The organism is Nitratireductor sp. GCM10026969 (assembly GCF_042660605.1).
In the GTDB taxonomy this organism is placed as follows: Bacteria; Pseudomonadota; Alphaproteobacteria; order Rhizobiales; family Rhizobiaceae; genus Chelativorans.
Genome location: NZ_JBHSUM010000013.1, coordinates 1 through 26,243, shown reverse-complemented (window position 1 = coordinate 26,243; position 26,243 = coordinate 1). Strand labels below are relative to the sequence as shown.

General features: G+C 64.0%; 27 protein-coding genes. 18 read left to right on the top strand and 9 right to left on the bottom strand.

All coding sequences use genetic code 11. The annotated features are described in order from the left end of the window. Positions 1 to 86: 86 nt before the first annotated feature. The 11 genes from secY to ACFP9U_RS05475 all read left to right on the top strand — a co-directional run bounded on the left by secY (position 87) and on the right by ACFP9U_RS05475 (position 10,112). Positions 87 to 1,427 (top strand): preprotein translocase subunit SecY, encoded by a 1,341-nt coding sequence (secY, locus tag ACFP9U_RS05525; RefSeq protein ID WP_322451438.1) that lies wholly within the window; start codon positions 87 to 89, stop codon positions 1,425 to 1,427. Next, positions 1,424 to 2,008, top strand: a complete 585-nt coding sequence (locus tag ACFP9U_RS05520) for an adenylate kinase (protein ID WP_378619671.1) — start codon at positions 1,424 to 1,426, stop codon at positions 2,006 to 2,008. Before secY ends, ACFP9U_RS05520 begins: the two co-directional genes overlap by 4 nt. Before the next feature lie 236 nt (positions 2,009 to 2,244). Then, entirely contained in the window at positions 2,245 to 2,613 is a 369-nt protein-coding gene (gene rpsM / locus ACFP9U_RS05515; RefSeq protein ID WP_378619670.1) for a 30S ribosomal protein S13, read from the top strand. Positions 2,614 to 2,743: 130 nt separating this feature from the next. Beyond that, entirely contained in the window at positions 2,744 to 3,133 is a 390-nt protein-coding gene (rpsK, locus tag ACFP9U_RS05510) for a 30S ribosomal protein S11 (RefSeq protein ID WP_322451440.1), read from the top strand. A gap of 99 nt (positions 3,134 to 3,232) precedes the next feature. After that, positions 3,233 to 4,243 carry a DNA-directed RNA polymerase subunit alpha gene (locus ACFP9U_RS05505; RefSeq protein WP_322451441.1) on the top strand — a complete coding sequence of 337 codons (1,011 nt, stop codon included), beginning with the start codon at positions 3,233 to 3,235 and terminating at the stop codon, positions 4,241 to 4,243. Between the two features lie 40 nt (positions 4,244 to 4,283). Then, positions 4,284 to 4,715 carry a 50S ribosomal protein L17 gene (gene rplQ / locus ACFP9U_RS05500; RefSeq protein WP_378619667.1) on the top strand — a complete coding sequence of 144 codons (432 nt, stop codon included), beginning with the start codon at positions 4,284 to 4,286 and terminating at the stop codon, positions 4,713 to 4,715. 138 nt (positions 4,716 to 4,853) lie between these two features. Next, positions 4,854 to 6,347: a DegQ family serine endoprotease gene (locus ACFP9U_RS05495; RefSeq protein ID WP_378619666.1), complete on the top strand. Its 1,494-nt coding sequence runs from the start codon at positions 4,854 to 4,856 to the stop codon at positions 6,345 to 6,347. A gap of 6 nt (positions 6,348 to 6,353) precedes the next feature. After that, positions 6,354 to 7,673 carry a replication-associated recombination protein A gene (locus tag ACFP9U_RS05490; RefSeq protein ID WP_378619664.1) on the top strand — a complete coding sequence of 440 codons (1,320 nt, stop codon included), beginning with the start codon at positions 6,354 to 6,356 and terminating at the stop codon, positions 7,671 to 7,673. A 198-nt stretch (positions 7,674 to 7,871) separates the two neighbouring features. Further along, on the top strand, positions 7,872 to 8,249 hold the full coding sequence (gene crcB, locus ACFP9U_RS05485; protein WP_378619663.1) for a fluoride efflux transporter CrcB: 378 nt from the start codon (positions 7,872 to 7,874) through the stop codon (positions 8,247 to 8,249). 31 nt (positions 8,250 to 8,280) lie between these two features. Beyond that, positions 8,281 to 9,267: an RluA family pseudouridine synthase gene (locus ACFP9U_RS05480; RefSeq protein WP_378619661.1), complete on the top strand. Its 987-nt coding sequence runs from the start codon at positions 8,281 to 8,283 to the stop codon at positions 9,265 to 9,267. 50 nt (positions 9,268 to 9,317) lie between these two features. Continuing rightward, complete coding sequence (locus tag ACFP9U_RS05475) at positions 9,318 to 10,112, top strand: ATP12 family chaperone protein (protein WP_378619659.1); 795 nt, start codon at positions 9,318 to 9,320, stop codon at positions 10,110 to 10,112. Between the two features lie 84 nt (positions 10,113 to 10,196). Here the strand turns inward: ACFP9U_RS05475 and ACFP9U_RS05470 are convergent, their stop codons facing one another. From ACFP9U_RS05470 to ACFP9U_RS05460, 3 genes are all read right to left on the bottom strand, one after another. After that, positions 10,197 to 10,553, bottom strand: coding sequence for a YggT family protein (locus ACFP9U_RS05470; RefSeq protein WP_378619658.1), 357 nt, complete (start codon positions 10,551 to 10,553; stop codon positions 10,197 to 10,199). Between the two features lie 74 nt (positions 10,554 to 10,627). Next, positions 10,628 to 12,439: a sodium:solute symporter family protein gene (locus ACFP9U_RS05465; protein ID WP_378619656.1), complete on the bottom strand. Its 1,812-nt coding sequence runs from the start codon at positions 12,437 to 12,439 to the stop codon at positions 10,628 to 10,630. Positions 12,440 to 12,451: 12 nt separating this feature from the next. Next, positions 12,452 to 12,718: a DUF4212 domain-containing protein gene (locus ACFP9U_RS05460; protein ID WP_378619654.1), complete on the bottom strand. Its 267-nt coding sequence runs from the start codon at positions 12,716 to 12,718 to the stop codon at positions 12,452 to 12,454. A gap of 209 nt (positions 12,719 to 12,927) precedes the next feature. On the opposite strand from ACFP9U_RS05460, the gene ACFP9U_RS05455 reads away from it, so the two are divergent. Continuing rightward, positions 12,928 to 13,560 (top strand): hypothetical protein, encoded by a 633-nt coding sequence (locus tag ACFP9U_RS05455; RefSeq protein ID WP_378619653.1) that lies wholly within the window; start codon positions 12,928 to 12,930, stop codon positions 13,558 to 13,560. A 32-nt stretch (positions 13,561 to 13,592) separates the two neighbouring features. Here the strand turns inward: ACFP9U_RS05455 and ACFP9U_RS05450 are convergent, their stop codons facing one another. The 3 genes from ACFP9U_RS05450 to ACFP9U_RS05440 are packed head-to-tail and all read right to left on the bottom strand — an operon-like array spanning position 13,593 to position 17,633. Then, positions 13,593 to 15,923 (bottom strand): NADP-dependent malic enzyme, encoded by a 2,331-nt coding sequence (locus tag ACFP9U_RS05450; RefSeq protein ID WP_378619651.1) that lies wholly within the window; start codon positions 15,921 to 15,923, stop codon positions 13,593 to 13,595. A gap of 23 nt (positions 15,924 to 15,946) precedes the next feature. Continuing rightward, positions 15,947 to 16,795, bottom strand: a complete 849-nt coding sequence (locus ACFP9U_RS05445; protein ID WP_378619649.1) for a fumarylacetoacetate hydrolase family protein — start codon at positions 16,793 to 16,795, stop codon at positions 15,947 to 15,949. Between the two features lie 58 nt (positions 16,796 to 16,853). Next, positions 16,854 to 17,633, bottom strand: coding sequence for an SDR family oxidoreductase (locus ACFP9U_RS05440; protein ID WP_378619647.1), 780 nt, complete (start codon positions 17,631 to 17,633; stop codon positions 16,854 to 16,856). Positions 17,634 to 17,758: 125 nt separating this feature from the next. Here ACFP9U_RS05440 and ACFP9U_RS05435 point away from each other — a divergent pair, with 125 nt between their 5' ends. Further along, positions 17,759 to 18,574: a UDP-2,3-diacylglucosamine diphosphatase gene (locus tag ACFP9U_RS05435; protein WP_378619646.1), complete on the top strand. Its 816-nt coding sequence runs from the start codon at positions 17,759 to 17,761 to the stop codon at positions 18,572 to 18,574. Here ACFP9U_RS05435 and dgcA read toward each other — a convergent pair whose 3' ends face one another. Further along, positions 18,575 to 19,555, bottom strand: coding sequence for an N-acetyl-D-Glu racemase DgcA (gene dgcA / locus ACFP9U_RS05430; RefSeq protein ID WP_378619645.1), 981 nt, complete (start codon positions 19,553 to 19,555; stop codon positions 18,575 to 18,577). 98 nt (positions 19,556 to 19,653) lie between these two features. Between dgcA and ACFP9U_RS05425 the strand changes: the two genes are divergently transcribed. The 4 genes from ACFP9U_RS05425 to ACFP9U_RS05410 all read left to right on the top strand — a co-directional run bounded on the left by ACFP9U_RS05425 (position 19,654) and on the right by ACFP9U_RS05410 (position 23,719). Beyond that, on the top strand, positions 19,654 to 20,844 hold the full coding sequence (locus tag ACFP9U_RS05425) for an ABC transporter permease (RefSeq protein ID WP_378619644.1): 1,191 nt from the start codon (positions 19,654 to 19,656) through the stop codon (positions 20,842 to 20,844). Further along, entirely contained in the window at positions 20,844 to 21,671 is an 828-nt protein-coding gene (locus ACFP9U_RS05420; protein ID WP_378619643.1) for an ABC transporter ATP-binding protein, read from the top strand. Before ACFP9U_RS05425 ends, ACFP9U_RS05420 begins: the two co-directional genes overlap by 1 nt. 3 nt (positions 21,672 to 21,674) lie before the next feature. After that, positions 21,675 to 23,048 carry an MlaD family protein gene (locus ACFP9U_RS05415; protein ID WP_378619641.1) on the top strand — a complete coding sequence of 458 codons (1,374 nt, stop codon included), beginning with the start codon at positions 21,675 to 21,677 and terminating at the stop codon, positions 23,046 to 23,048. Between the two features lie 71 nt (positions 23,049 to 23,119). After that, positions 23,120 to 23,719, top strand: coding sequence for an ABC-type transport auxiliary lipoprotein family protein (locus ACFP9U_RS05410; RefSeq protein WP_378619640.1), 600 nt, complete (start codon positions 23,120 to 23,122; stop codon positions 23,717 to 23,719). An 85-nt stretch (positions 23,720 to 23,804) separates the two neighbouring features. Here the strand turns inward: ACFP9U_RS05410 and glnA are convergent, their stop codons facing one another. Continuing rightward, positions 23,805 to 25,214 (bottom strand): type I glutamate--ammonia ligase, encoded by a 1,410-nt coding sequence (glnA, locus tag ACFP9U_RS05405; protein ID WP_322451461.1) that lies wholly within the window; start codon positions 25,212 to 25,214, stop codon positions 23,805 to 23,807. 52 nt (positions 25,215 to 25,266) lie between these two features. Further along, positions 25,267 to 25,605 (bottom strand): P-II family nitrogen regulator, encoded by a 339-nt coding sequence (locus ACFP9U_RS05400; RefSeq protein WP_378619638.1) that lies wholly within the window; start codon positions 25,603 to 25,605, stop codon positions 25,267 to 25,269. Between the two features lie 304 nt (positions 25,606 to 25,909). Between ACFP9U_RS05400 and ACFP9U_RS05395 the strand changes: the two genes are divergently transcribed. Further along, positions 25,910 to 26,243: NAD(P)H-hydrate epimerase (locus ACFP9U_RS05395; RefSeq protein ID WP_378619636.1), on the top strand; the 334-nt coding region annotated here is incomplete at its 3' end.

Sequence of the window (26,243 nt, the reverse complement as noted above, 5' to 3'; positions counted from 1 at the left end):
TCGCGAATCTGGCCCGCGCGGCCGAGGCAGCCGGTTTTCACTTTCCTGGTCGCGCGGTGGGCGCGTGACGAAGCGGAGAATTCTTCATGGCATCGGCAGCCGAGCAACTTGCTTCCAATCTCAATTTCGCGGCCTTCGCCAAGGCCGAGGACCTCAAGAAGCGAATCTGGTTCACGCTCGGCGCGCTGCTCGTCTACAGGCTCGGTACCTATATTCCGATGCCGGGCATCAACCCGGAAGCATTCGCACAGGCCTTCCAGCAGCAATCCGGCGGCGTACTCGGCATGTTCAACATGTTCGCCGGCGGCGCGGTCGAGCGCATGGCGATTTTCGCCCTCGGCATCATGCCCTATATCTCCGCCTCCATCATCATGCAGCTCATGACCTCGGTCGTCCCGTCGCTCGAGCAGTTGAAGAAGGAGGGCGAGCAGGGCCGCAAGGTCATCAACCAGTACACGCGCTACGGCACGGTCCTGCTCGCTACGACACAGGCCTACGGCATCGCCATAGGGCTGGAGAGCGGGGCGAACATCGTCACCGATCCTGGCTGGTTCTTCCGCATTTCCGCCGTCATCACGCTGGTCGGCGGCACCATGTTCCTGATGTGGCTCGGCGAGCAGATCACCGCGCGCGGCATCGGCAACGGCATTTCGCTCATCATCTTCTCCGGCATCGTTGCGGGTCTGCCTTCGGCCATCGGCGGGACCCTGGAGCTCGGCCGCACGGGTGCCATGTCGACGGGCCTGATCATCGGCATCATCGTGCTGGCGATCGCCGTGATCGGCGTGATCGTCTTCTTCGAGCGGGCGCAGCGGCGGCTTCTGATCCAGTATCCGAAGCGCCAGGTCGGCAACCGCATGTTCCAGGGCGATACCTCGCACCTGCCGCTGAAGCTCAACACGGCCGGCGTCATTCCGCCCATTTTCGCCTCCTCGTTGCTGCTTCTGCCGACGACGGCGGCAGGCTTCTCCGACACGTCTCAGCTGCCCGCCTGGGCAGGGACGGTGCTGGCCACGCTCGGCCACGGCCAGCCGCTCTTCATGGTGCTCTATGCGGCACTGATCGCCTTCTTCGCCTTCTTCTACACGGCGATCGTGTTCAATCCCAAGGACACCGCCGACCAGTTGAAGAAGCATTCCGGCTTCATTCCCGGATATCGACCGGGCGAGCGGACCGCTGAATACATCGATTACGTGCTGACCCGCATCACCGTGGTCGGCGCCATCTATCTCGTCCTGGTGTGCCTGCTGCCCGAGTTCCTTATTTCGGCGACCGGCGTGCCCTTCTATCTCGGCGGTACATCGCTGCTCATCGTGGTCAGCGTGACGCTCGACACGGTGTCGCAGGTGCAGGGGCACCTGATCGCGCATCAGTACGAAGGTCTGATCAAGAAATCGAAGCTTCGGGGGGGCAAAAGAGGAAGATGAGGCTGATACTTCTCGGGCCCCCGGGGGCCGGAAAGGGGACCCAGGCGCAGATCCTGGTCGAAAGGCACGGCATTCCGCAGCTTTCCACCGGCGACATGCTGCGCGCGGCGGTGAAGGCGGAAACCGAGGTCGGCATGCGGGCGAAAGCCGTCATGGATGCCGGCGAGCTGGTGTCCGACGCGATCGTCAACGCCATCGTTGCCGAGCGCATCGACCAGCCTGACTGCGCGAACGGCTTCATTCTCGACGGCTATCCACGAACGCTGGCTCAGGCCGACGCGGTGGAGGACATGCTGGCCGAACGCGGACTGAAGCTGGACGCGGTGATCGAGCTTCTGGTCGATGACAAGGCGCTGGTCGGCCGTATCGTCAAGCGCGCGCAGGAGGCCCAATCCGCGGGGCAGCCGGTGCGCAAGGACGACAATCCGGAGGTCTTCGAGGAGCGGCTGCGCGAGTACTACAAGAAGACGGCGCCGCTGACCGGCTATTACTATGCCAAGGGAAGGCTGCACACCGTCGACGGCATGGCGAGCATCTCCGAGGTGACCTCCAGGATCGAAGAGGTTTTGAGATCGATTTAGCGCGGTGGAGCGCGGCGGCTCGTGCCTTGCCTGGCCGGATTGCCGCCCATTGCTGAAACAATGTCGCCGGGGAGTTGACTTTTCCCCGCGATTCCGCCAAAGACGGCGCCAATTCGCTTGAATCCCAAAGCGGTCGGTGCCGGTCGAAAGAGTGATGGCCGGACCGGGCGCTTTCGTCTTGTCCGGTCGAGGGTCAACAGACCGCCGGACAGGCGGTAGAAACCAAGGAGACCGACGTGGCCCGCATTGCTGGCGTCAACATTCCGACGAACAAGCGCGTGGTGATCGCGCTGCAATATATCCACGGCATCGGGCCGAAGCTTGCCCGTGACATCGTGACCAAGGTGAACATCCCCCAAGAGCGCCGCGTCAATCAGCTGACCGACGCCGAGGTGTTGCAGATTCGCGAGACGATCGACCGCGAGTACCAGGTCGAAGGTGACCTGCGTCGCGAGGCGTCGATGAACATCAAGCGGCTGATGGATCTCGGCTGCTATCGCGGCCTGCGCCATCGCCGTTCGCTGCCGGTGCGCGGCCAGCGCACGCACACCAATGCGCGTACGCGCAAGGGTCCGGCGAAGCCGATCGCGGGCAAGAAGAAGTAATCAGGCGAATGGTCAATCGTGAATGGTTGAGGGCCGAACGTCCTGGCCGGCGACCATTCACCACTTCACCATTCACCGAGGTGGAGCCGCTGGCATTACGGCGGTGTAGAGATCGACTGAAAGGAAGACCATGGCCAAGGAAGCCGCACGCGTTAAGCGCCGTGAACGCAAGAACATTTCGTCGGGTGTCGCGCACGTCAACTCGACCTTCAACAACACCATGATCACCATCACCGACGCGCAGGGCAACGCGATTGCCTGGTCTTCGGCCGGTGCCCAGGGCTTCAAGGGTTCGCGCAAGTCGACGCCCTTCGCCGCACAGGTGGCGGCCGAGGATTGTGCTCGCAAAGCGCAGGAGCACGGCATGCGCATGCTCGAGGTCGAGGTTTCCGGTCCCGGTTCGGGCCGCGAATCGGCGCTCAGAGCCTTGCAGGCGGCCGGTTTCACCATTACCTCCATTCGCGACGTGACGCCGATCCCGCACAACGGGTGCCGTCCGCGCAAGAAGCGCCGCGTCTAGCTACCGATCCACACCGTACGAGCGCTCTTGGCGCTCCTCTGCGGTTTCCAGAGCGCCTGCCACGATTGGATGGTGGTGGGGTAACGGAAGGAAAAGCTCATGATCCAGAAAAACTGGCAGGAACTCATCAAGCCGAACAAGATCGAGTTCACGTCCAAGGGCCGCACACAGACGTCGCTCGTCGCCGAGCCCTTGGAGCGTGGCTTCGGCCTCACTCTCGGCAACGCCCTGCGCCGCGTGCTTCTGTCCTCGCTGCGCGGTGCGGCTGTGACCGCCGTGCAGATCGACGGCGTGCTGCACGAGTTCTCCTCGATTGCCGGCGTGCGCGAGGACGTGACCGATATCGTTCTCAACATCAAGGAAATCGCCATCAAGATGGAAGGCGACGGGCCCAAGCGCATGGTCGTGCGCAAGCAGGGGCCCGGTGCGGTGACCGCCGGCGATATCCAGACCGTCGGCGATGTCGAGGTTCTCAATCCTGATCACGTCATCTGCACGCTCGACCAGGATGCCGAGATCCGCATGGAGTTCACGGTCGACACTGGCAAGGGCTACGTGCCGGCTGACCGCAACCGCGCCGAGGATGCGCCGATCGGGCTCATTCCCGTCGACAGCCTCTATTCGCCGGTCAAGAAGGTTTCCTACAAGGTCGAGAACACCCGTGAGGGGCAGGTGCTCGATTACGACAAGCTGACCATGACCCTCGAGACGGACGGCTCCATCTCGGGCGAGGACGCGGTGGCGTTCGCCGCCCGTATCCTGCAGGACCAACTCGGCCTCTTTGTCAATTTCGAGGAGCCGCAGAAGGCACAGCCGGAAGAGCAGGTCACCGAGCTTGCCTTCAACCCCGCGCTTCTGAAGAAGGTCGACGAGCTCGAGCTTTCCGTGCGCTCGGCCAACTGCCTGAAGAACGACAACATCGTCTATATCGGCGACTTGATCCAGAAGACGGAAGCCGAGATGCTGCGCACGCCCAATTTCGGCCGCAAGTCGTTGAACGAGATCAAGGAGGTTCTGGCCTCCATGGGCCTGCACCTCGGGATGGAAGTGCCGGACTGGCCGCCGGACAATATCGAAGAGCTCGCCAAGCGCTACGAAGACCAGTATTGACCCTTGTGGCGGTGCCCGGGGAAGTGAAGGAGACAGAGCAATGCGTCACGGAAAATCCGGCCGCAAGCTGAACAGGACATCGAGCCACCGCAAGGCCATGTTCGCCAACATGGCGGCCTCGCTTATCGAGCATGAGCAGATCGTCACGACGCTGCCCAAGGCCAAGGAGCTGCGGCCCATCGTGGAGAAGCTCGTCACCCTCGGCAAGCGCGGCGACCTGGCCGCGCGTCGCCGGGCGATCGCCGCTGTTCGCGACGAGGCCCTGGTGGGCCGCCTGTTCGACACGGTCGCCCCGCGCTATGCGGAGCGTAACGGCGGCTATACGCGCATCATGAAGGCGGGCTTCCGCCATGGCGACAATGCGCCCATGGCGGTGATCGAGTTCGTCGACCGCGACACTTCCGCCAGGGGTGCGGCCGACCGCGCCCGCGCCGAGGCGGAAGGCGTTGGCGAGGAAACAGAGGCGGCCTGAACCAGTTTCGCATCATCGTTCAAAGGGGGCCGCGGCCCCCTTTTTCGTTGGTGCTTCGGAAAGGGGGCGGCGGCCTTCTAAACTGCACAATCATCTGGGAAAAGGCGCCGATTGTTTTGGAGTCTGGACGGATTCGCCATGGTTTCACACGTACCCTTTGTCCGCTTCTGCACGGCCTTGCTGATGAGCGCCCTTGTGGCCGGTGCGCCACCGTCCGCCTTCGCCCAGCAGGCGGATGAAGGGGGTAATGGGCTGCTCGACTTTCTGCGCGGTACGCAGACAGGCTCGCAGGAAACCGGATCGGAGACACCGGCCAGGCGCGTTCCCTTCTCGCAGCGCCAGATCCAGCTTTCCTTCGCACCGCTGGTGCGCGAGACGGCGCCGGCCGTGGTCAATGTCTATGCCTCGGCGCGGGTGGACGTGCGCTCACCTTTCATGGGGGATCCGTTCTTCGAGCGCTTCTTCTCCTTTCCGCAGATGCCGCCGCGCGTGCGTTCCTCCCTCGGGTCGGGCGTTCTCGTGGATCCGTCCGGCCTGGTCGTCACCAACTACCACGTGATCCGCGAAGCCGACGAGGTGAAGGTGGCGCTGGCCGACGGACGCGAATTCGAAAGCGAGATCCTGCTCAAGGATGAGCGCCTCGACCTGGCGGTCCTGAAGATCGAGGGGGCGGACCCGTTTCCCGCCGCGCTTTTCGGGGATTCGGAAGCGCTCGAGGTTGGTGACCTGGTCCTTGCCATCGGCAATCCCTTCGGCGTGGGTCAGACCACCACGAGCGGCATCGTTTCCGCGCTTGCGCGCACGCCCAGCGGCATTTCCGATTTCGGCTTCTTCATCCAGACGGACGCCGCCGTCAATCCGGGCAACTCCGGCGGCGCGCTGATCAATATGAGCGGCGAGGTGGTCGGCATCAACACCGCCATCTACAGCCGCTCCGGCGGTTCGAACGGCATCGGCTTCGCCATTCCGGCCAATGTCGTGCGCTCTGTCGTGGAAGCGGCAAAAAGCGGCGCCGATCATTTCGCACGTCCCTATGTCGGCGCGAGCTTCGACCGCGTTGCGCCCGACATCGCCGAGGCGTTGGGCATGGAGCGGCCCGCCGGCGCTTTGGTCACCGATGTCGCGCCGGAAAGCCCGGCGGCGCGGGCGGGGTTGAAGGCGGCCGACGTCGTGGTCGGGGTGAAGGGAAAAGCGGTCGATACTCCGGAAGCGCTCGACTATCGCCTTGCCACGCTGCCGGTCGGAGAACCGGTGGAAATCGAGATCGTGCGTGATGGCGGGCGCGAGCGCCTGTCGCTGCCCATAGAGCGGGCGCCCGAGACCGCGACGGAGGAGGTTCAGATAGGCGGGCAGGGGCCGTTGGCCGGGGCGCGGGTTGCCGCGCTTTCACCAGTGCTTGCGCAGCAGTTGAACCTGCCGATCGGCAAGAAGGGGATCGTCGTCGTGGCGGCGGCGCGCAACTCGCCTGCCGCCAGCATCGGCCTGCGTCCGGGCGACATCATCCGTGCGCTCAATGGGGAGGAGATCGAGAGCGTCGAACAGTTGCAGAGGGCGGCGGAAGCGGATACGCGCTGGTGGCGCTTCACGATCGACCGGAACGGACGCATAATCTCGCAAACCATGCGGTTTTGACGGCATATGAGCGACCTTTTCGACCGCAACGAACCACCCGCCCCGGAGGTCGGAAAGCCGCTGGCCGACCGCCTGCGCCCGCAACGCCTCGACGATGTCGTGGGGCAGGAGCACCTGACCGGCGCGGATGGCACGCTTACACGCGTGGTCCGCTCGGGCGCGCTCGGCTCGCTCGTCTTCTGGGGGCCGCCGGGAACGGGCAAGACCACGGTCGCACGACTTCTGGCCGGCGAGACATCGCTCGCCTTTGAGCAGATCTCGGCGATCTTCTCCGGCGTGGCGGATCTCAAAAAGGTGTTCGAGGCCGCGCGCCTTCGCCGCAGCCAGGGCCGGCAGACACTGCTGTTCGTGGACGAAATCCATCGTTTCAACCGGGCCCAGCAGGATTCCTTCCTGCCCGTCATGGAAGACGGCACGGTGGTTCTGGTCGGCGCCACCACAGAGAACCCGTCCTTCGAGCTGAACGCCGCGCTTTTGTCGCGCGCCCGCGTGCTCAATTTCCATCCGCTCGAGAGCGACAGCCTGGAGCGCCTGCTTGAGCGCGCGGAGAGCGCGGAAGGCCGGCCGCTGCCGCTTGACGAGGAGGCGAGGGCGGTCCTTTTGCGCATGGCCGACGGCGACGGCCGCGCCGCTCTCACCCTGGCAGAGGAGGTCTGGCGGGCCGCGGGAGACGGCGAGGTCTTCGACGCCGAAGCCCTGCAGCGCGTCGTGCAGCGCCGCGCCCCCGTCTATGACAAGGGGCAGGACGGCCACTACAATCTCATCTCCGCGCTCCACAAATCGGTGCGCGGCTCCGATCCCGACGCAGCGCTCTACTATCTCGCGCGCATGTTCGATGCCGGTGAAGATCCGCTCTATATCGGCCGGCGCCTGGTGCGCATGGCAGTGGAGGACATTGGCCTCGCCGATCCGCAGGCGCTCGCCGTCGCCAATGCGGCGAAGGACGCGTATGATTATCTGGGCTCGCCCGAGGGCGAACTCGCTTTGGCACAGGCCTGCATCTATCTCGCCACCGCGCCCAAATCCAACGCGGCATACACCGCTTTCAAGGCCGCCATGGCGGCGGCGAAAGAGCACGGATCTCTGCTGCCGCCGAAACATATCCTCAACGCGCCGACCAAGCTGATGAAGGAGACGGGCTACGGCGGCGGATATCAATACGACCATGATATGCCCGAAGCTTTCTCCGGTCAGGACTATTTTCCTGAAGCCATGGGGCGGAGGATTTTCTACGATCCCCCGGAGCGGGGGTTTGAGCGCGAGATTCGCAAGCGGCTCGACTTTTGGTCGAAACTCCGCCGCGAGAGGTCGGGACGCGACGAGTGATTTTTCAGAGATTTTTTGAAACGATGACGAAAAGCAATCCAGAACGCTCCCCAGATCTGCTTTTGCGGCCGCGTTTCCGGCCGGTCGCGCTCTCCACGTTGCGGTGCTGGTCGATGGTGCGAAACGGATGTTCCACAAGAACTGGACGATGATCGGCACCCGCCGGAATCAGCCCCTCGAGCGTGTAGCGGGAGTGCGATGTATCACCTGATCCTTGTCTGTGCCGGCGGTGCCATCGGTGCGGGGCTGCGCCACTTCACGAACATAGCGGCTGCACGCGCACTGGGTGCGGTGTTTCCCTGGGGCACGTTGACGGTCAACATCATCGGCTCCTTCGCCATGGGGCTGTTCATCGAAATCCTGGCCCGCAAGTTGAACGCCTCGCAGGAGCTGCGCCTGTTCGTCGCGACCGGGTTACTTGGCGGCTTTACGACCTTCTCTGCCTTCTCGCTCGATGTCGCCGTGCTTTGGGAGCGCGGCGCGGCGGGACCGGCGGCGGCCTACGTTACGGTGAGCGTCATCGTCTCCATTCTGGCGCTCTTTGCCGGATTGTGGCTCGCAAGAAGCATGCTCTAGTGGTATGGCCGCCCTCGAAGGTGGTGGTGAAATGGCAGGCGTAGAGCAAATCTCCGTAGAACGCGACGAAGCCGGCATGCGGCTCGACCGCTGGTTCAAGGTGCACTATCCGGGGCTCGGTTTCGGGCAGTTGCAGAAGCTCCTGCGTACCGGCCAGGTGCGGGTGGACGGCGGCCGGGCGAAGGCGGACACGCGCGTGCAGCCCGGCCAGATGATCCGCGTGCCGCCGCTGGCCGTCGACCGGAAGGATACCGGACCGACCACCATGCGCACCATCCGCGACCAGGGCGACGGCGAGGTGCTGGCCAAGATGCTCATCTATGAGGACGAAAAGGTCTTCGTCTTCAATAAACCGGCCGGCCTCGCCGTGCAGGGCGGCTCCGGCATCAACCGCCACGTGGACGGCATGCTGGAGGCCTGGCGCAGCAGGAAGGGCGAGAAGCCGCGCCTGGTCCACCGGCTCGACCGGGATACGTCCGGCGTGCTCGTGGTGGCGCGCACGCGGCTGGCGGCGGTCCGGCTCACCGAATCCTTCCGCGGCCGCGAGACGCAGAAGATCTACTGGGCGCTGGTCAAGGGCGTTCCGAAGAAGCGCGAAGGGCGTATCTCCAGCTGGCTTCTGCGCGAGCAGACCCCGGACGGCGACCGCATGCGGGTCGTGCGGCACGGCACGCCGGATGCCGATCACGCCGTGTCGTCTTACCGCCTCGTGGAGCAGGCGGGTACCGCACTTTCCTGGCTCCAGATGGAGCCGGTCACCGGCCGCATGCATCAGCTGCGCGTGCACGCGGTCGCGCTCGGCTGCCCGATCATCGGCGATCCGAAATACTTCGAGGCGGACCAGAACTGGGACTTTCCCGGCGGGATGCAGAATCGGCTGCACCTGCATGCACGACGGATCGTCATCCCGCACCCCGACCGCGGCGCCATCGACGTGACGGCCGACCTGCCGCCGCATATGCGACAGAGCTGGAACCTGCTCGGCTTTGACGAGGCGACCGCCGAGCCCGCGGCCTGATTTCTCCGCCGTCAGGTGACGGGGCGCCGCCCATCCCCTATATGAGAGCCATGCGTGATATCCTGAACGATCTCGACGACCATCGTCACCTTTCCGACCCCGATCCGATGCGCCGCGCGCAAAAGCAGATGCGCAAGCCGCTGCCCAAGCGCTTTTATGGCAAGGTCGACATGGCCGGCGAAGGCGCAGCACATCGCATCCTGCTCGACGGCCGTGCCGTGCGCACGCCGGCGGGTGCGGAACTCGTTTTGCCCACCGCTGCGGCCGCAAGTCTGGTCAGGGCGGAATATGACGCCCAGGGCGACCATATCGATCCGATGTCAATGCCGGTGACGCGCCTTGCCAACACGGCAATCGACGGCGTGGCCAACGATGTCCAGGCCGTCGCCGAGGATATTTTGCGCTACGCCTCGAGCGACCTCCTGTGCTATCGCGCCGAAGGGCCGGAGCGCCTCGTTGCGCTTCAGGCGGAAGCCTGGGACCCGGTGCTCGACTGGGCGGAGCAGACGCTGGGGGCACGTTTCGTGCTCGCCGAGGGCGTGATGCATGTGGAGCAGCCGCGCGCGACCATCGCCGCCGTCGGGAGCCATCTGCGGCCGCGCCGCGAGCCGCTGCGCATCGCCGCAATGCATGTGATGACGTCGCTCACCGGTTCGGCTCTTCTGGCGCTGGCGGTGGAGGCCCGGGCGCTCGACGTTGGGGCCGCCTGGAACGCCGCGCATGTCGACGAAGACTGGAACATCTCCCAATGGGGGGAGGACGCCGAAGCGACCGCCCGCCGGACCGCCCGCGAACGCGACATGCACGGCGCGGCCGCGCTCGTAGAAGCGCTCGATCACGATTAGCCCGTGAAGCGGGCATGGGTTGCAAGCAGCCCGCCGTCTTCGTTAGGAGGTCAAACGTGATCCATGACCGCTTCCGGCCCGGGCTTACCGGTTGAACGCCTGGTACAGCAGGGCGGCGATCTCGCTTTCCAGCGGGAAGGACAGCATGCCCATCACCGAATAGCCAAGCAACCAGGGCATCAGATAAAAGCGGATCATGAAGAAGAACCACGCCACGTAGATCGGCACCAGAAAGTCGATCAGGAAACCGGGCGTGACCGGCCGGAAGAGGCGCAGGACCGGTTCGGTCGCGCGCACGAAGAAGCGCATGAAGAAGAAGCTCGAATCCTCGGGCAGGAAGATGTTCATCGCCGCCCGCCCGATCAACGTCCACATAATCGCGCCCAAAACATAGTCGACGACGATCACCCAGACCGGGTGGGCAGCCAGCGCATCCTGCATCGATCAGTTCCGCTCCATCCACGTGCCGGGGGCGGGAGAATGTCCCGCCCCCGGTGATTCTGGCAACAGTCCGGTCAGTGCGCCGCCCCAAGAATCGGCGGGCCGACGGGAACGCGGGTGTCGTCGACCATGCGCTGGATCTCCTCGTCCGGGGCTGGGGTCAGAAGCGTCACGACGACCATGGCGGTCAGGCTCGCTGCCATGCCAACGATGCCGAAGCGCAGGTGATCCAGGCCGAGCCAGGGCGTTCCCCCATTGTAGACGTAGTAGAGGTAGGCGGTCCCGGCGACGAAGCCGGCGATCATCCCTGCTATCGCACCCTCCCGGTTGGCTCTTCGCCACCACACGCCCAGCATGAGCGGGAAGAACAGGCCCGAGCAGGCGAAGCAGAACGCCCATGCCACCGCGCCCAGAATGCCGGTCAGTTGCAGAGAGGCAATCAGCGCACCCAGCGCGCCGATGCCGAGCAACAGGATGCGCGCGACGATCAGCCGGACCGAGGTATCGGCCCTCGGATCGATCATCTTGTAGTAGAGATCGTGGCTGAGCGCGTTGGCGATGGCCAGAAGCAGGCCGTCCGCCGTCGACATCGCCGCCGCCATGCCACCGGCGGCCACCAGGCCGGAGATGACATAGGGGAGACCGGCAATCTCCGGTGTCGCCAGAACGACGATATCCGGCCGCATGAAGAACTCGTTGAGCTGCAGGATATTGTCCCCGTTCTGGTCGGCGATTGCCAGGAAGCCCACGCTGGACCAGTTCTGGATCCAGGCGAGCGAGGCGACCTCGTCGAATGATTTGCCGATGATGGCCGTCGGCAGGCTGGGATCGAGAAGCTGCAGCTTGGTGAGCGTGGCGAGCGCGGGCGCCGTGAAATAGAGCAGGAAGATGAACAGCAGCGACCAGCCCACCGATTTGCGTGCCGCACGCACCGAAGGTGTCGTGAAGTAGCGCATCAGGATGTGCGGCAGCGACGCCGTTCCCGCCATCATGCACAGTGCCAGGGTTATGAACTTCCACTGAGCCAGTTCGCCGACGGGACCGGTATGCGGTGTCGTCAGAACCGACAGTCCCGGTATCTCTTCGGCCGGCGGGTTGAGCCCGTATTGCGCCTCGAATTGCGCCATGTTGGCGGCCGCCTCGCCATAGGTGAAGTGCGGAACGATCCCGAAGCCCTGCACGTTGGACATCCAGATCACCGGCACCAGATAGGCGATGATCAGCACGATATACTGCGCCACCTGCGTCCAGGTCACCGCGCGCATGCCACCCAGCATCGAGCACAGCAGGATGCCCAGAAGTCCGAACCACACGCCCCATGAGAAGGGGATATGCAGGGCGCGTGCCGCGATGGTTCCCGTCGCGTTGATCTGCGCCGTCACATAGGTGAAGGAGGCAACGACCAGCACTACCACCGCGCAGAAGCGTGCCAGATTGCCTCCATAGCGCGTGCCGATGAAGTCGGGCACGGTGTAACAGCCGAACTTGCGCAGATAAGGGGCCATCAGCGAATTGACGAGCACGTAGCCGCCCGTCCATCCGATGATGAAGGCCATGTAGCCATAGCCGCCGAAATAGACTCCTCCCGCGAGCGCCACGAACGAGGCGCCCGACATCCAGTCGGCAGCGGTGGCCATGCCGTTATAGACTGCCGGCACCTGCCGGCCCGCCACATAGTAGGCGTCGACCTCCATCGTGCGCGACAACCAGCCGATCAGCGCGTAGATGGCTATGGTGAAGCCGACGAACAGGATTCCGATCGTGTCGGCGCCGACACCCAGTTGTTCCAGGACTGCCATCAAAAGGATGAAGGCGATGAACCCGCCCGTATAGATGCCGTAGACACGACCGATATTGTCTAGGAAACGTCCCTGAATCAGAGCCATGCCGGTTCCTCCCTACTGCTCGTCGCCGAAGCCGAACTCATCGTCGATGGCATCCTGGCGCCAGTTCTGGAACCAGATGATCAGGACAAAGGCGATGAGTGAGCCCTGCGCGATCATGTAGAACCCAAGCGGGAAGCCAAGAAATGTCACGTTGTCGAGTGTTCCGACCATTGCGGGGATGACAAGCGAGAAAAACGCCCACAGTGCCAAGACAAGAATTGTCAGGTTCCTGGTCTTATGCCAGTAGCGATCTCGTACATCGGTATTTTCAGCGGACATGATCTTCCTCCTCTTCCGCTGCGGTTTCAGTACCGAAGTCCTCCAGACAGCGGACAGAGCCGATGTCTTGCACCATTGCAAGAAACACGAATCGCGATCACAATGATGCACCGTGTATTTTGAGCGATTTATCGCAAAAATGGAACAAAACGTTGAGTTCCAGTGGAATTGAGCCCTCCAGCGCGGGGAATACCTCTTGGCGGAGGCGGGTGGAAGTGTTCGCCCACCAGATCTTTCAGCGGCTGCGTGTGCGCCGCGAAACGGGGCCGATCGAGACCGTGGAGGCGCTGTGCCACTTCGCGCACACCCGCGCCGCTTTCGTCGCCCAGAAGAAACTTTACGGATATCTGAAGGCGCGCATCGGGACGCGTTATCCCAGCATGTTCGAGGACGACGTCTTCGTGGAGTCCATCAACATTGCCAAGCGGCATGTCTTTGCCGCATGCCTGTCCGACATTGCCGTGCACGCGGGCGCGCACGTGATGCGGAATGGGCGGCTCGAAGGGGCCGCCGCGCGCCGTATCGCGCAGGAATGTTTTGCGGCCGGGTTGGCGGCCAACCGCGAAGACCTCCAGGATGAAGCGATGCTTGCCTCCTGGCATGTCGATTTCTCCAACCGGCTGGACGGGATCCTCTGGGAGAACCTTGCGGTAGGAAACGACTGTTTCACGGAGAGCCCGAAGGCGCTTTATCGCTGGGCGCCGATCGAGGAAAGCCTCAAGCGCTACGACCGTGAGATCGTCGAAAACTCGATCCGCTTCGCCTGGGCCGAAGTCATCCGCGATCTGCGCAAGCGCGCCGTTGCCGAAGCGATCTCGGCGGAGCTGCGGCAGCGCGAGTGAAGGCTGCCGCGCGATTGCGCCGGACCTGCCTTTCAGGTGGTGGCCGGGAGGGCCGCGGCGCGGTTTTGGCTTTGGAGGGCCTCCACAGCGGCGATGGCCGTCATGTTGACGACACCGCGCGAGGTGACGGACGGGGTGAGGATGTGCGCCGGCCGGGCAGGGCCGAGCAGGATCGGGCCGACATGCAGGGCATCGGTCATCGCCTTGACGGTCGTCAGCGTGATGTTCGCCGCGTCAAGGTTCGGGAACACCAGAAGGTTGGCCTCGCCCTGCAGTTCCGCGTGCGGATAGACCCGCTGGCGCAAGCTCTCCGACAAGGCACAATCGCCATGCATCTCTCCGTCGGCCACTAGGTCCGGCGCCATGCGGTGGAGGATGGCGACCGCCTCGCGCATCTTCAGCGCGCTCTTTGAATCGCGCGAGCCGAAATCCGAGTGGGACAGAAGCGCGGCCTTCGGCTCGATGCCGAAACGGCGGATCTCCTCCGCCGCCAGGATGGTGGTCTCGGCGATCGCTTCTGCCGAGGGATCGACGGTCACATAGGTGTCGGTGAAGAACATCACGCCCTGTTGCGTGATCAGGAGCGAGAGGGCGGAAAGCTCGCGTACACCCTCGCGCCGGCCGATGATCGCGTCGACATAGCGCAAGTGGCGCTCGAAGCGGCCCTCCAAGCCGCAGATCATCGCATCGGCTTCCTCGCGCATCATCGCCAGGGCGGCGATCACCGTCGTGTTCGTGCGCACGAGTGTGCGTGCAACCTCGGTGGTCACGCCGCGGCGGCCGGCGATGCGGATCAGAAGGTCGACATAGGCCCGGTAACGCGGATCATCTTCGGGATTGATGATCTCGAAGTCCGTGCCCGGCCTGATCTTCAGTCCGTAGCGCTTCAGCCGTGTCTCCACGACGCTCGGCCGGCCGATCAGGATCGGCTCGGCAATGCCTTCCTCGAGCACCACCTGGGCGGCACGCATCACCCGCTCGTCCTCGCCGTCGGCATAGATGACGCGCTTGCGCCCGGCCTGCTTGGCGGCGGAGAAGACCGGTTTCATCACCAGGCCCGAGCGGAAGACAAAGCGGTTGAGCCGGTCGAGATAGGCTTCCATGTCCTCGATCGGCCGCGCCGCGACGCCTGATTCCATGGCCGCCTTGGCGACTGCCGGGGCGATGCGCAAAATCAGCCGCGGGTCGAAAGGCGAGGGGATCAGGAATTCCGGACCGAAGATGGGTGTTTCGCTCGAATAGGCCCGCGCGGCGACGTCGGAAGGCTCCTCCCGGGCAAGGGCGGCGATCGCCTGTACGGCGGCGCGCTTCATCTCCTCGTTGATCGCAGAGGCGCCGACGTCGAGCGCGCCGCGGAAGATATAGGGGAAACACAGGACATTATTGACCTGGTTCGGGTAGTCCGAGCGCCCCGTGCAGATCATGGCGTCGGGGCGGGCTTCCCGCGCAGCCTCCGGCATGATTTCTGGCACGGGATTGGCGAGCGCCATGATCAGCGGCTTCTCCGCCATCTCGGCCAGCATTTCCGGCTTCAGGACGCCGGCGGCCGACAGCCCGAGGAAGACGTCCGCGCCGCCGATGACCTCGGCCAATTCACGCTTGTCCGTGTCCTTCAGGTATGGCTCTTTCCAGCGGTCCATCTCCTCCGTGCGCCCGAGATACGCCACGCCGTGGCGGTCGGTAATCCAGATGTTCTCGACCTTGGCGCCGAGCGACACGAGGAGGTTGAGGCAGGCGATCGCCGCGGCGCCCGCGCCGGAGGTGACGATCTTGGCGGATTCGATGTTCTTGCCGGCAAGCTCGAGTCCGTTGAGGATGCCGGCGGCGACGATAATGGCGGTGCCGTGCTGGTCGTCGTGGAAGACGGGAATGGACATCCGCTCCTTCAGCCGCTCCTCGACCTCGAAGCACTCCGGCGCCTTGATGTCCTCGAGATTGATTCCGCCGAAAGTGGGCTCGAGCGCTGCTACCGTATTGACCAGCGCATCGACCTCGCTGGCATCGACCTCGATGTCGAAGACGTTGATGCCGGCGAATTTCTTAAAGAGGACAGCCTTGCCCTCCATCACCGGCTTGGAGGCGAGCGGCCCGATGTCGCCCAGGCCGAGCACGGCGGAGCCGTTCGACACAACGGCGACCAGATTGGCACGGGAGGTGTATTCGGCGGCCATTTTGGGGTTGTCCTTGATGGCTAGACAAGGCGCGGCGACGCCCGGCGAATAGGCCAGTGCGAGGTCGCGCTGGTTACCGAGCGGCTTTGTCGGTTGGATCTCCAGCTTTCCCGGGATGGGATAGCGATGGAAAAACAGGGCGCTCTCGTCGAGGTCCGAACCCTTCTCCGCCATTTCCTTGCGCTCCGCCATGACCGTTCCCCCTTTCCGCCGGATTATGACTGGCGGGTAACCACACGCTGGTGCTGTTCGCCGAGACCGGCAATGCCGAGGCGCATCTCGTCTCCGGCCTTGAGATAGACCTGCGGCTTCATTCCGAGCCCAACGCCGGGGGGCGTGCCGGTCGTGATGACATCGCCCGGCTCCAGAACCATGAAGCGCGAGAGATACGAGACGATCTCGGCCACCGTGAAGATCATCGTCCTGGTGTTGCCGGTCTGGCGCCGCTCGCCGTTGACGTCCAGGAACATGTCCAGGTTCTGCGGGTCGGGAATCTCATCCGTCGTGACGATCCACGGCCCCAGCGGGCCGAAGGTGGGTGCGCTCTTGCCCTTGATCCACTGACCGCCGCGCTCGGCCTGGTATTCGCGCTCGGAGACGTCGTTGCAGATCGCATAGCCGAAGACGGCCGAAAGCGCGTCTTCCTTGCTGATGTAGTCGCAGCGCTCGCCGATGACGACGGCAAGCTCGACCTCCCAGTCGGTCTTGACCGAGTCCTTGGGCAGCATGACGTCGTCATCGGGGCCGGAGAGGGAACTTGGCGCTTTCGAGAAGACGACCGGTTCGTCCGGGACCGGCATGCCGGCTTCCTCCGCATGGTCGACGTAGTTGAGGCCGATGGCGATGAAATGCCCGGTGCGGGAGATCGGCGCGCCGATGCGGACCGAGGCCGGCACTTCCGGCAGGCTGTTGAGGTCGGCAGAGCCCAGAATGCGCGTGAGGGCCGAGGAGATCGTTTCGGGCGTGAAGTCCTGCACGAGCGAGGACACGTCGCGTATGGTGCCGTCGCTGTGCAGAACGGCGGGCTTTTCCGAGCCCTTGTTGCCAAAACGCAAGAGTTTCAAATTTCTTCTCCTTCGTTTTCCGGAGTGTTCGCGGCAGATGCGAATGCAGAAGCGATCGTCAGAAGGCGCTGGTATAGAGGCCGCCATCCATCAGCAGATTCTGACCGGTGATATATCCCGCATGGGTCGAGCAAAGGAAGGCGCAGGCTTGGCCAAATTCCTCCGGCGTGCCGAAGCGCTTGGCCGGAACTTCCGCTGCCTGGCGCTCTGCCTGCTCCGCATAGCTGGTTCCCGTCTTCTCGGCGCCGTAGCGGATGCCGCTCTGCAGGCGTTCGGTATCCATCTTGCCCGGCAGCAGGTTGTTGATGGTGACGTTCTTGCCGGCAAAGCCGCGCGCGACCCCGGCGAGGAAAGCTGTCAGCCCCGCACGTGCGCCCGATGACAGGTCGAGACCCCCGATCGGCATATAGACCGACAGCGAGGTGATGTTGACGATGCGCCCGAATCCGCGCTCGGCCATGCCGTCGATCGTCGCCTGGATGAGCTCGAGCGGCACGACCATGTTCTGCGTCACGCCGTCGAGCATGTCCTGGCGCGAAAGCGCGCGGAAATCGCGGCGCGGCGGGCCGCCATTGTTGTTGACGAGAATGTCCGGCTCCGGGCAGGCCTCGAGCAGGGCCTTCTGCCCCGCCTGGCTCGACACGTCGGCGGCGACTTCGTGAACCGTGACGCCGAAGCCGTCGCGAATCTCCTGTGCCGTTTGCCGCACCGTCTTTTCATCACGCCCGTTGATGACGACGTTGCAGCCGGCCGCAGCCAGCGCCACGGCGCATCCGCGCCCCAGGCCACGGCTCGACGCACAGATGATGGCGTTTTTGCCTTTGATGCCGAGATCCATCCGGTACCCCCGATTGCAAGATGCCCTGATCGTCTACCCGCAGGAACCTCGCGTGGCAACCGTCACATGGTTGTGACATGAATCGGGGCATAGGGACCGCAACCGCACATTGTCTGGAAGACACGATGCCCCTTGCCGCGCCCCGCACCTTCCGCACCATCTTCATTTCCGACATCCATCTCGGCTCCAGACCGGCGAAGGCGGAATTCCTCGTCGATTTCCTGCGCTATCACGATGCCGAGACGATCTATCTGGTCGGCGACATCGTCGACGGCTGGCGGCTCAGACGCTCCTGGCACTGGCCGCAGGCGCACAACGACGTGGTGCAGAAGCTGTTGCGCAAGGCGCGCAAGGGTACCAATATCTATTACATAGCCGGCAACCACGACGAGTTCCTGCGGTCGTTTCAGGGCGTGCATTTCGGCGGTATCGTGGTGGCCGACCGGGCCGTTCACGAGGCCGCAGACGGGCGGCGCTTCCTCGTCGTACACGGCGACCAGTTCGATGCCGTGGTCCATAACGCCCGCTGGCTCGCCTATCTCGGCGACAAGGCCTATGACATCGCGATCGTCGTGAACCGGCTGATCGGAGTCGTGCGCCGCCTCTTTCGCCGACCTTACTGGTCCTTCTCCTCCTGGGCGAAGGTGCGGGTGAAGAAGGCGGTCAAATTCATCAGCTCCTTCCAGAACGTGCTTGCGCAGGAGGCCGCGCGCGCCGAGGTCGACGGCGTGATCTGCGGACACATCCACCATGCCGCGATCGAGGAGATCAACGGGATCGACTACATGAACACCGGCGACTGGGTGGAAAGCTGCACCGCGCTGGTGGAGGATTTCGACGGCCGTTTCGACATCGTCACCTGGACCGGAATCGCCACGCCCGCGGCCGAACCCCGGCCAGCGAAGGTGCGTGTCAGGCAAGAGGTGTCCGAGGCGGCCTGATCAGCCCCACATCTCGGGCTCGGGCGGAAAGACGTGCGAATCAGCATAGACGAGACCCGGGATGCGATCACGCTTGAGAAGCAACGGCCCGTCGAGATCCACGAAATCGGCGCCCTGGGCGAGCAGGACGGCAGGCGCCATTGCGAGCGACGTGCCGACCATGCAGCCGACCATCACCGAAAGCCCGAGCTCGCGCGCCCGGTCGCGCAGGAGAATGGCGCCGGTGAGCCCGCCGGTCTTGTCGAGCTTGATGTTCACGGCGTCGTAAAGATCCTTGATTCTCGGCAGATCGTCGGCGGTATGCAGGCTCTCGTCCGCGCAGATCGGAACCGGATGGCGGATCTCGCCGAGGATCGCGTCCTTGCCGGCGGGCAGCGGCTGCTCGATGAGGGCGACGTCGATTTGCGCCGCCGCGCGCAGGTTCTCCTCGAGATTGGCCTCGTTCCAGCCTTCATTGGCATCGACGATCAGGCGGCTGTCCGGAGCGGCGGCAGCGACGGCGGCCAGGCGCGCCGCGTCGTTCTCGGCGCCGACCTTGATCTTAAGGAGCGGGCCGGCGCTGTCACGCGCCTGGGCAGCCATCTCCTCCGGCGTGCCGAGCGAAACGGTTTGGGCGGTGACGAGAGGAGCCGGAGGCGCGACGCAGACGAGATCCTCGACCCGCCGGCCGGTTCGCTTGGCCTCCAGGTCCCAAAGGGCACAGTCCACGGCGTTACGCGCCGCGCCTGCAGGCATGCGCTCCATCAGCGCCTGCCGGTCGATCCCTTCGGCGATCTCGCCGCGCATCGTCTCGATCTGTGCGAAGACGCTCTCCATGCTTTCGCCGTACCGGGCATAAGGCACGCATTCGCCACGGCCGATCGCACCGGCCTCGCCGATCATGCAGGTGACGACCGCGGCTTCCGTTTTCGCGCCCCGGGCGATGCGGAAGACCCCGGCGATGGGAAAGCTTTCGATCTTGACAGTCAGCGTGCGCGTCATGAACACCTCGGATACAAAATCGCTGCCGGCCACTATACCCGCGTTCTGCCGGTAAAAGCGGTTTCTTTCGCGGTCGCTCCACTCTATGGATGGTGCTTATGGTGTTCGGAGCATTGAGGCAAGCACGCGGCAGGAGCGGGCAGGACGATACGGACCGGCCGCGCATCAACCTGGCGGAGAACGGGGAGGGCGTCCTCGACTGCCGTCTTGCGGGCAACTGGACGACCAGAACGGTCGGGGACGTCGACCGGCAGGTGCGCGACCTTTTGAAGCGGGAGGGCGTGAAAGTGCTGCGCGTCAACCTTTCCGACGTCAACCAACTGGACACCGCCGGGGCATGGCTCATCGGGCGGCTCATCGCCGATCAGCAGCACCGCGGCGCGGTGACCGAGGTTTCGGGAGAAACGGAGGCGGCCAAGGTCCTGCTTGCGGCGGTCGAGCCGGTCGCCGAGGAGCCTGAGCCCCCGGCGGAAGAGCGGCGCCGCTTCCTGATCGTCCGCATCCTGGCGAACCTAGGTCGCTCCGTCTACGACATACGCGACGACATCCTCTACGGCCTGAACATCCTGGGTGCCACCATCAGCGGCGCGCAAATGAAGCTGGGGCGTAAGCATGCCGTCAATCCCGCCGCCATTACCAGCCAGATCGACCGTATGGGCGTGGGCGCCATTCCCATCATCGTCCTCATGTCCGCCATCGTCGGTGCCATCATCGCCCAGCAGGGTGCGTTCCAGCTGCGCTATTTCGGCGCCGAGATCTTCGTCGTGGACCTGGTGGGAATCCTCGTTATGCGGGAACTCGGTGTGCTCATGACGGCCATCATGATCGCCGGCCGGTCCGGCAGCGCGATCACGGCTGAAATCGGCTCCATGAAGATGCGCGAGGAGGTCGATGCACTGACCGTGATCGGGCTCAATCCGATCGGCGTCCTTGTCTTTCCACGCCTCGTTGCGCTGGTCATTGCCGTGCCGTGCCTCACCATCATCGCCAACTTCGCAGCACTCGGCGGCGCCATGGGCGTGGCCTGGCTCTATTCCGGCATTGCCCCGGCCGCCTTCATCGACCGGTTGCGGGGCGCAATCGACCTGACCAGCGTCTTCGCGGGACTGATAAAGGCACCTTTCATGGCCATGATCATCGGTATCATCGCCTCGGTCGAGGGTATGAAGGTGGGCGGCAGCGCCGAGTCGCTGGGAACCCACGTCACGGCGTCGGTGGTCAAGGCGATCTTCATCGTCATCGTCGTCGACGGCGTCTTCGCCATTTTTTACGCGGCGATCGATTTCTGATGACGGCGGAACTCCAAGGACAGGGCGCTTCCGGGGACGCCAGAGAGCGCGAGGTCATCCTGCGTGCGGAGGACGTGACCGTGCGCTTCGGCACGACGACCGTGCTGGAAGATCTATCCCTCGATGTCTATCGCGGCGAAATCCTCGGTTTCGTGGGTGCGTCGGGCGCCGGCAAGTCGGTGCTGTTGCGCACCATCCTGGGGTTGGTGCCGAAGGCGGGCGGAACGATACGCCTGTTCGGCAAAGACTTGTCGAAGGTCGACGATGAGGAGCGCCTGCTGATCGACATGCGCCAGGGGGTCCTGTTCCAGCAGGGTGCACTGTTTTCCGCGCTGACGGTGCTGGAGAACATCCAGGTGCCCATGCGCGAATACATCGACCTGCCGCGCAGGCTGATGGACGAACTGGCGCTGCTCAAGATCGAGCTCGTGGGGCTGCCGCGTGACGCGGCGAACAAGTATCCCTCGGAACTGTCCGGCGGCATGATCAAGCGTGCGGCCCTGGCGAGGGCGCTGGCGCTCGATCCCGACATCGTGTTCCTGGATGAGCCCACCTCGGGTCTCGACCCCATCGGTGCGGCCGAGTTCGACGAACTTGTGGCGAAGATGCGTGATACGATGGGCCTGACGGTCTACATGGTCACACACGACCTCGACAGCTTGCTCACCGTATGCGACCGCATTGCGGTGCTTGGCAAGAAGCGGGTCCTCGTGGAAGGTACCGTGGAAGACATGATGCGCAGCGAGGAGCCGTGGGTGAAGTCCTATTTCAGGGGCAAGCGCGCACGGCGCATCGTCCCAGCCGAAGGCGGATCGAGAGAACGGTAGTACATGGAAACCAGAGCCAATTACGTCATCGTCGGTCTCTTCACGGTCTTGGCCATTCTCGCCGCCTTTGCCTTCATCTACTGGACTGCCGGCTTCGGAGATCGCGGCGCCACCGCGCCGATCCAGTTTCGCATCCCCGGCTCCGCCGCCGGTCTCGGTCCCGGCAGCGCGGTCTTGTTCAACGGGGTGAAGGTGGGTGACGTCAACCGCGTCCATCTGGATGTCAACAATCCGAGCGTAGCCATCGCCGATGCGGTCGTTCGGCGGTCGACGCCGATCACCCGTTCGACCAGGGCCGATGTGGGCCTGGCCGGGCTGACGGGGCAGGCCAATATCGAGCTGTCGGGCGGTGACCCGGGCGAGCCCAATCTTCTCGACCTCGCGGAGGAGCAGGGCGAGATCACCGTGATAATGGCCACCCCGTCGCCTATCGCCAACCTGCTGCAGACGACGCAGAGCCTGCTTACGCGGGCCGATTCGGTGATCGGGCGCCTCGAGGGATTCGTCGAGGATGCCGGAGAGCCCCTGATCAATACCTTTCAGAACGTCGAGCGCTTTTCCGACGGGCTGGCGCGCAACGCCGACGGAATCGACACCTTCCTGGAGAATGTAAGCGGACTGTCGCAGACGATCTCGGAGGTTTCCGGTCGTCTCGATTCCACGCTTGCCGCCGCCGAGCAACTCATAAATTCTGTGGATAGGAACCGGGTTGCCGAGATTCTCGAAAATGTAGACAACTTCACTCAACGCCTATCCAGCGCGAGCGACCAACTGGACACGATCGTCGCCGGCGTCGACGAGGCCGTTGCCTCGATCAACTCATTCTCGCAAAAGGCAAACCAGACCATCGACAGGGTCGATAACATCGTCGAGGGGGTCGATCCACAGACTGTCGCCGACGCCGTGCGCAACTTCGAGCAGGCGAGCTCGTCGATCGACCGGGCTTCCGCCGACATCGCCAGGGTCAGCGAGACGATCAGCGAGCGGGAAGAGGACATCGACCAATTCATCAGCGATGCCAGGGAGTTGGCGAGCCGACTTAATCAGGCGTCCGTGCGCGTGGACGGCGTTCTGACCAAGGTCGACAACATGCTGGATTCGGGAGACGGCAACGATCTCGTCGCCGAAGCGCGGGCGACGTTGCAATCGTTCCGCGAGGTTGCCGAGACGCTGCAGTCCCGTGTCGGCCCAATCACCGACGGGCTTGCCCGCTTTTCCGGTCAAGGCCTGCGCGACATCGAGGCACTGGTCAACGAGAGCCGCCGGTCCATCAGCCGGATCGAAAGCGCCATCACGCAGTTCGAACAGAATCCGCAGCGCATCATAACCGGCGGCGAGGGCTCGATTCGCCGTTACGACGGCCGCAACCGGCGTTGACAAGCGTGTGCCGGCTTCGCAAGAAGTAACCGGAACGAGTGGGGCAGTCCGTCGGGAGCTTTTCGTTGCGTATGAAGCTATCACTTTGCGGGCTCGCTCTCGCCGGATCCCTGCTCAGCGGATGTGCCCTTGTCCCCGGATTCGGGCCGGCGCCGATCGACGCCTACGAGATCAGCGCGCCCATGCCGCCCACCGAGGGCAGGCGCTTGAGCCGCACGCAGATCCTCGTGCCCGAGCCCGCCGCCCTGCGGCTGCTCGACGGCGAGGATCTGGTGATCCGTACGGCGGACGGCGCGGTGCAGCTGCTGGGCGGCGCCCGATGGTCGGACCGGCTTCCGAAGCTCGTTCAGGCGAGAATGATCGAGGCCTATCAGGACTCGGGCCGTTTCGGCGGCGTCGGCCGTCCGGGTGACGGTCTTGCCATCGACTACCAGATCATCCTCGAGATTCGCGCCTTCGAAATAAGGCTCGGGCCCGGCCGTGACCAGGCGTGGGTGGAAATCAACGCACGCGTGCTCAACGACCGCAACGGCGTCGTGCGCGCCTCGCGAGATTTCACCGCCACCGAGCCGGTTGCCGGCAGCGGCGCGCAAGTCTTCGTTGCCGCGCTCAACCGGGCCTTCCAGAGCGCGGCCGGCGAGATCGTCGGCTGGTCGGCCGGTGTGATGTAAACGCCTTCCTCCGCGCATCAAAAAACCCCGGGCCCAAAAGGCCTGGGGTTTGCTGCCGCCCCCCAATATGAGCGGATCGCCGCCTTTAGGCGGAGTAGTACATGTCGAACTCGACCGGATGCGGGGTCATCTCGAAGCGCAGCACCTCTGCCATCTTCAGCTCGATGTAGGCGTCGATCTGGTCGTCGTCGAACACGCCGCCGGCCTTCAGGAAGGCGCGGTCCTGGTCAAGGTTCATCAGCGCCTCACGCAGCGAGCCGCTGACGGTCGGAACCTCCTTCAACTCCTTTGCCGGCAGGTCGTAGAGATCCTTGTCCATGGCCTGGCCCGGATGGATCTTGTTCTTGATACCATCGAGGCCGGCCATCAGCATGGCCGCGAAGGCGAGATAGGGGTTTGCCATCGCGTCGGGGAAACGCACTTCCACGCGCTTGGACTTCGGCGAGGAGCCGAAGGGAATGCGGCAGGAAGCCGAACGGTTGCGTGCCGAATAGGCAAGCAGGACCGGCGCCTCGAAGCCCGGCACCAGACGCTTGTAGGAGTTGGTGGACGGGTTGGTGAAGGCGTTGATGGCCCGGGCATGCTTGATGACGCCGCCGATGTAATAGAGGCAGGTCTCCGACAATCCGGCATATTCATTGCCGGCGAAGGTCGGCTTGCCGTCCTTCCAGATGGACTGGTGGACATGCATGCCGGAGCCGTTGTCGCCATAGACGGGCTTGGGCATGAAAGTCGCCGTCTTGCCGTAGGCATTGGCCACCTGGTGGACGACGTACTTGTAGATCTGCAGCTTGTCGGCGTTGCGCGTCAGCGTGTCGAACTTCATGCCGAGCTCGTGCTGGGCGGCGGCGACCTCGTGGTGATGCTTCTCGACGACGACGCCCATTTCGGTGAGCACCGTCAGCATTTCCGAGCGCATGTCCTGGCACGAGTCGACCGGCGGGACGGGGAAATAGCCACCCTTGGTGCGCGGACGGTGGCCGAGATTGCCCGTCTCGTAGTCCGTGTCGTCGTTGGAGGGAAGCTCGGTCGAGTCGAGCTTGAAGCCGGTGTTGTAGGGATCGGCCTTGAATTTCACGTCGTCGAAAATGAAGAATTCGGCTTCGGGACCGACGAAGACCTGGTCGCCGATGCCTTCCGCCCGCACATAGGCTTCAGCCTTCTTCGCGGTGCCGCGCGGGTCGCGGCCATAGGCCTCGCCGGAGACGGGGTCGAGGATGTCGCAGACGATGGCCATCGTCGACTGGGCGAAGAACGGGTCCATATGGGCCGTCTCAGGCTCCGGCATCAGCACCATGTCGGATTCGTTGATCGCCTTCCAACCGGCGATCGAGGAGCCGTCGAACATGACGCCGTCGGCGAACATGTCCTCGTCGACCGCCACGACATCCATCGTCACGTGCTGCAGCTTGCCCTTGGGATCGGTGAAGCGCAGATCGACGAATTTCACGTCGTTGTCCTTGATCTGCTTCAAAATATCCTGTGCTGTCGTCATCTTCTTTCAGATCCTGTCCTTTGACACATTGCTACAATCGGTGCCGGTCGGTTCAAACCGCATCGGGGCCGGTTTCGCCCGTCCGGATGCGGATGACTTCCTCGACATTGGTGATGAAAATCTTCCCGTCGCCGATCCGTCCCGTCTGCGCGGCCTTGCGGATGGCATCTACCGCCGCGTCGACCATGTCGTCGGAAAGCACCACCTCGATCTTCACCTTCGGCAGGAAATCCACGACATACTCGGCGCCCCGATAGAGTTCCGTGTGGCCTTTCTGCCGCCCGAAGCCCTTGGCCTCGGTGACGGTAATGCCCTGCAACCCGACTTCCTGAAGCGCTTCCTTCACTTCGTCGAGTTTGAACGGTTTGATGATCGCCTCGATCTTCTTCATGTTTCGGCGGCCTCCGATTGCTTGAAAGCAGGGTGCGCCCCCCGCTCGCCTCTTCATATGCACGAACCATGCCAACCGGCGGGAGGGGCCGTATTCCGCCTCTTCCCACCTTCAGGCGGCGTCTGAATGGCGGCACCCCTCGCGCATATCTCTCCGACGCGCGAGACGGGCGCGGCAGGCCCACTCTAACGCGTGATCAAATAATGTGCACGGTGCAAAAGGAATGAGCATGGCATGGCGCCATTTACCTGAGCGCCGGGGCGCGCCAATATCCCTCCCCATGTTTTTTGAGGGATGATTTTTCATGCACGAGCTTCTCCGGCCCGACGAAATGGCGATCGCCGACCGGCTAGCGGCGGAAGACGGCGACAGTTACCGGCTCATGCTGAATGCCGGGGCGGCCGTGGCGGCCGAGATCCTGTCGCGCTTCACCGACGCTGCCGGCTACGACATCCTGTGCGGACCGGGCAACAATGGCGGAGACGGTTACGTCGTCGCGCGGCTCCTGGCGGAAAACGGCCTCGATGTGCGCGTCTGGCGTGAAGCGCCGCCGCCGCCCGGCACGGATGGCGGCCGCGCGGCCGAGGAATGTCCGATCGATGCCGGCCCGCTTGCGGATTTCCGCCCGGCAGGCGGGC